The organism is Agriterribacter sp., assembly GCF_035444585.1.
Lineage (GTDB): Bacteria > Bacteroidota > Bacteroidia > Chitinophagales > Chitinophagaceae > Agriterribacter.
In genome coordinates this window covers 1006-4675 of the sequence record NZ_DAOMOZ010000296.1, presented here as the reverse complement: position 1 = coordinate 4675, position 3670 = coordinate 1006, and the positions used below count along the sequence as shown (strand labels likewise).

General features: G+C 45.0%; 6 protein-coding genes and 1 pseudogene. All 7 read left to right on the top strand.

Translation table 11 applies throughout. The features are described from left to right. Positions 1-659, top strand: a 659-nt coding sequence (gene rplD, locus PLH26_RS20350; RefSeq protein WP_502876427.1) for a 50S ribosomal protein L4, incomplete at its 5' end; no start/stop codon positions are given. 60 nt (positions 660-719) lie between these two features. Then, the gene (rplW, locus tag PLH26_RS20345; protein WP_324587857.1) at positions 720-1019 is read left to right on the top strand and encodes a 50S ribosomal protein L23; all 300 of its coding nucleotides are present in this window, start codon (positions 720-722) and stop codon (positions 1017-1019) included. Between the two features lie 61 nt (positions 1020-1080). Continuing rightward, complete coding sequence (gene rplB, locus PLH26_RS20340; RefSeq protein ID WP_324587856.1) at positions 1081-1917, top strand: 50S ribosomal protein L2; 837 nt, start codon at positions 1081-1083, stop codon at positions 1915-1917. A gap of 74 nt (positions 1918-1991) precedes the next feature. Next, the gene (gene rpsS / locus PLH26_RS20335; protein WP_324587855.1) at positions 1992-2264 is read left to right on the top strand and encodes a 30S ribosomal protein S19; all 273 of its coding nucleotides are present in this window, start codon (positions 1992-1994) and stop codon (positions 2262-2264) included. 60 nt (positions 2265-2324) lie between these two features. Then, positions 2325-2666: a 50S ribosomal protein L22 gene (rplV, locus tag PLH26_RS20330; RefSeq protein ID WP_324587854.1), complete on the top strand. Its 342-nt coding sequence runs from the start codon at positions 2325-2327 to the stop codon at positions 2664-2666. 25 nt (positions 2667-2691) lie between these two features. Continuing rightward, positions 2692-3492, top strand: coding sequence for a 30S ribosomal protein S3 (gene rpsC, locus PLH26_RS20325; protein ID WP_324587853.1), 801 nt, complete (start codon positions 2692-2694; stop codon positions 3490-3492). A gap of 125 nt (positions 3493-3617) precedes the next feature. Then, positions 3618-3670, top strand: a pseudogene (locus PLH26_RS20320) (50S ribosomal protein L16); the annotation flags it as partial.

Genomic DNA, 3670 nt, shown 5'->3' with positions numbered 1-3670 from the left:
AAATATTTTATACAATGCAAGTAGATATTTTAAATAAAGCAGGTGAGAAAACAGGTCGCACAGCGGAACTGCCTGATGAAATTTTTGGAGTGGAGCCCAACGACCATGTTATCTATCTGGCTGTAAAGCAGTTCCTGGCTGCCCAGCGGCAGGGTACCCATAAGGTTAAAACCCGTGCAGAAGTTAAGGGAGCCAGCCGTAAGCTGCACCGTCAGAAGGGAACAGGCGGTGCCCGTAAAGGCAATATCCGTAACCCGTTGTACAAAGGGGGCGGTACCATCTTCGGGCCCAAACCGCACAGTTATGATATCAAGCTGAACCGTAAAGTAAAAGACCTGGCTAAAATATCAGCGCTTTCTTATAAGGCTAAGGAAAACGCCATCGTGGTCATTGAAGATTTTTCGCTGGAAGCGCCCAAAACCAAAGAAGTTGCCGGCGTGATCAAAAGCCTTAACCTTGATAAGAAAAGGGCTTTATTCGTATTGCCCGGTTACAACGAGAATGTGCAGCTGAGCTTTCGCAATATGCCTACGGTACTGGGAGTGTTGCTTGCTGATGTAAATACCTATGATATTGTGAACAGCGATGTGCTGGTACTTACAGAAAACGCGGCTAAGATATTTTCCGAAGAAGAAGCACCAGCCGGGGCAGAGGCTTAAGAGAAATTATTTTAAATTTTAATCCCGCTTTTAGCGGGACAAATTTTCAAATTAACAAAGATGAAACTTGCAGATGTACTTCTAAAACCGGTCATAAGCGAAAAAAGCAATAAGCTTTCCGAAAAAAGAAATGTATATGCTTTCCGGGTAGGGCGCAGGTCCAACAAGCTTGAAATAAAGAAGGCGGTGGAAGAATTTTACGGCGTTAGCGTGGTAAATGTAAATACAGTTGTTGTTCCCGGTAAGGCCAAATCAAGGTTTACAAAAGCCGGTGTTATTTCGGGTCGCAAGCCTGCTTATAAAAAAGCCTATGTAACGGTAGCCGAAGACGAGAATATTGATCTGTACAGTACATTATAACGGAACGACATTCAATTATTAAAGCTGGCGAAGCTGAAAAGTTCGCAAAAAAAGAAATAAGATGGCAGTAAGAAAATACAAACCAATGACAGCGGGCACCCGCTGGAGAATTGGAAACGGATATGCCGAAATTACTACGGATACACCGGAAAAGAGCCTGCTGGAAGCCAAGCCCAGAACAGGCGGGCGTAATTTCCAGGGTCGCCGTGCCATGCGTTATATTGGTGGCGGGCATAAACAAAAATACCGTATAGTAGATTTTAAGAGAGATAAGAAAAATGTCAGTGCCACTGTGGCATCTGTTGAATACGATCCCAACCGTACCGCTTTTATTGCCCTGCTTAACTATGCCGATGGCGAAAAAAGATACATTATTGCTCCCCAGGGTTTACAGGTAGGAGCAGTGATCGTAAGCGGCGATGCCGTTGCCCCTGAGGTAGGAAATGCACTGCAGTTGAAGAACATGCCCCTGGGTACAAACGTGCACAATGTGGAACTGCAGCCGGGACAGGGCGGCAAGCTGGTACGCAGCGCCGGATCTTCTGCACAGTTGAGCAACAAAGAAGAAAAGTATGGCGTACTGAAAATGCCAAGCGGGGAACTTAGAAAAATATTGATCAATTGCTATGCAACCGTGGGGGTAGTAAGCAACAGCGACCACAGCCAGGAGAGAGCCGGTAAGGCCGGAGTGAACAGGTGGAAGGGCGTTCGCCCGCGGGTGCGCGGGGTGGCCATGAACCCTGTTGATCACCCAATGGGTGGTGGTGAAGGAAGAGCTTCGGGAGGACATCCCAGATCAAGGACCGGCAAGTATGCGAAAGGATTGAAAACCCGCAAGCAAAAAGGTTCTGATAAGCTGATCATTCAGCGCAAGAATGGAAAGAAACTGGCTAAATAAATTTGAAAATGATTTTCAAATTGTATAGAAAAAAGGATCAGACATTTTCAAATTTTCAAATTAACTAATTAAATATGGCTCGTTCAATTAAAAAAGGTCCTTATGTAGCGGATTACCTCGAAAAAAAGGTACTGGCTATGAATGAGGGTAAAGCTAAAAAAGGTGTGATCAAAACCTGGAGCCGCCGCTCTACTATTACTCCCGATTTTGTGGGCAATACGTTTGCGGTTCACAACGGCAACAAGTTTATACCGGTATATGTAACCGAGTATATGGTGGGGCATAAGTTGGGTGAATTTGCACCTACGCGCAACTTTAAAGGGCACTCAAGCAAAAAAATAGCTTAAAAATAAGTTGGAGGCTATACGTTGTAACAAACGGTAACCTGCAACCAGAAAAAATAAAAAATGGAAGCAATAGCTAAACTCAGAAACTATCCTACGTCACCGCGCAAAATGCGTTTGCTGGCAGATGTTATCCGTGGTATGGATGTAGAGAAGGCTTTGGCAATATTGGAGCATCATCCGCAGCATTCTTCAACCCCTCTTTATAAATTATTGAGGAGCGCCGTAAGCAATTGGGAGCAAAAAAATGAAGGCACCAGCGCGGCAGACAGCAACCTGTTAGTAAAAACGATTTTTGTGGATGGCGGAAGAGTGCTCAAAAGAATGCTGCCGGCGCCCCAGGGAAGAGCTTACCGGGTACGCAAACGCAGCAATCATGTAACCGTGATTGTAGACCAGAAATAAAAATGAAAATTTTCAAATTATAAACATGGGTCAAAAAGCAAATCCAATTGGTAACAGGTTAGGGATCATCCGCGGCTGGGAAAGCAACTGGTATGGCAGCAAAAGGGATTACTCCAAAAAGCTGATTGAAGATAACCGGATCAGAGTCTATCTTAATGCCCGTATCAATAAAGGTGGAATTTCCAAAATTGTTATTGAACGTACGCTCAATAAGCTTATTGTTACAATACATACTTCCAAGCCGGGTATCATCATTGGTAAAGGTGGTGGCGAAGTAGACCATATTAAAGAAGAGCTGAAGAAACTTACCGGTAAGGAAGATGTGCAGATCAATATTTTGCAGGTTCGCCGTCCTGAACTGGATGCCAATATAGTAGGCGACACCATTGCCCGCCAGATCGAGAACCGCATCAATTACAAGCGCGCTATTAAATTATCTATTGCCTCAGCGCTTCGTATGGGCGCCGAAGGCATCAAGGTAAAGGTTAGCGGGCGTTTGGGCGGTGCAGAAATTGCACGTACGGAAGAGATCAAACAAGGACGTGTTCCCCTGCATACCTTCCGGATGGAAATTGACTATGCCAATGTATTTGCCTTAACGGTATATGGTAAGATCGGCATTAAGGTTTGGATATGTAAAGGCGAAGTATTGACCAAGCGTGACCTTAATCCGAATATCATTGATGGAAAGGCCGAAACAGGTGTGGGCGATAACAGGAGAGATGACAGAAGGGGTGGCGGCGACAGAAGAGGTGGCGACAGGCGTGATGACAGGAGAGGCGGTGGCGGCGACAGGAGAGGCGGCGGAAGAGGAGACAGGAGATAGTTTTAAGGTATGAGATATAAGGTATAAGGTGTAGGGTATAAGGTGTAGGGTATAAGGTGTGGGGTATAAGGTGGAAGTGGTAAGGCGAAGGAATAATATTTCAAATTTTCAAATTGTAATATACAATGTTACAGCCGAAGAGAACAAAACACAGAAAAGCGCAGAAAGGACGGATCAG

Excerpts from the sequence above, each read along its gene's own strand:
- rplW (WP_324587857.1), top strand. The coding sequence starts at position 720 with ATGAAACTTGCAGATGTACTTCTAAAACCGGTCATAAGCGAAAAAAGC.
- rplB (WP_324587856.1), top strand. The coding sequence starts at position 1,081 with ATGGCAGTAAGAAAATACAAACCAATGACAGCGGGCACCCGCTGGAGA.
- rpsS (WP_324587855.1), top strand. The coding sequence starts at position 1,992 with ATGGCTCGTTCAATTAAAAAAGGTCCTTATGTAGCGGATTACCTCGAA.
- rplV (WP_324587854.1), top strand. The coding sequence starts at position 2,325 with ATGGAAGCAATAGCTAAACTCAGAAACTATCCTACGTCACCGCGCAAA.
- rpsC (WP_324587853.1), top strand. The coding sequence starts at position 2,692 with ATGGGTCAAAAAGCAAATCCAATTGGTAACAGGTTAGGGATCATCCGC.